The sequence below is a fragment of the Nostoc sp. genome (assembly GCF_036917155.1).
Taxonomy (GTDB): Bacteria; Cyanobacteriota; Cyanobacteriia; order Cyanobacteriales; family Nostocaceae; genus Nostoc.
The window spans coordinates 1-775 of sequence record NZ_JBALDZ010000088.1; the positions used below are offsets into that span (position 1 = coordinate 1).

The window sequence follows — 775 nt, forward strand, 5'->3', positions numbered from 1 at the left end:
ATCACCCCTTCGATAAAGACCCTGTATGTTTTAAGGTGTTACCAGGGGTTAAGGATAAGCTAAAAGCCGTTCCTGACTGGCAAGAGCGGCTTAGAGATTTTGTTGATGAGCTAATTAAAGCTGTAGATGCTTGTCAATAGAAGTGTAGGTTTGTCAATGTTATTGGCGACTTAGGACATGCTCTTCTCTGGCTTGGACTTCTAATCGATCAGATTAAGATACTTTACAAAAATTAATAACTTTGTTACAGTTATTTACATAAAGAGAAGACAGGGAAAAAACCATGCGTACAAACACTGCTATAATTGATGACCAAGGCAAATTGAACAACTTTGCGATCGAGCCAAAGGTTTATATAGATGAGCAAGGCGATCGCAGTGGGTTCACCACCTATGCAGAACTGCTCAATGGCCGTTTAGCAATGATTGGTTTCGTCTCTCTAATAGCATTAGAAGTATTCACGGGACACGGTATTATTGGTGTTTTGGCAAGTCTGTAAAAACTAATTTATTTAAACTCCTAGCAAAATTAAGAGACGGTAAATCTACCGTCTCTTAATTTATGGAAAACTTAGTGCTAGAGTAAAAATATACTGATAGCAAAAGCCGTTAGCTTAAACAAAAAGAAGCCTCTCGCTCACCCTGTGCTCAGGGGAGCGATGAGATGAATTTTTGGGCAATGAGGAAGTGACCAACATTACTGATTGAACTGCGTTCAATCAGTAATGTTGGTCGGTGACGAATTGCCATCTTCCGGTCTGTCTTGAGATTCAATA

General features: G+C 39.5%; 1 protein-coding gene. It reads left to right on the plus strand.

Translation table 11 applies throughout. The features are described 5' to 3' along the window. Nucleotides 1-283 precede the first annotated feature (283 nt). Nucleotides 284-499 carry a chlorophyll a/b-binding protein gene (locus V7K67_RS12955; RefSeq protein ID WP_334711238.1) on the plus strand — a complete coding sequence of 72 codons (216 nt, stop codon included), beginning with the start codon at nt 284-286 and terminating at the stop codon, nt 497-499. The last annotated feature ends 276 nt before the right edge of the window (nt 500-775 follow it).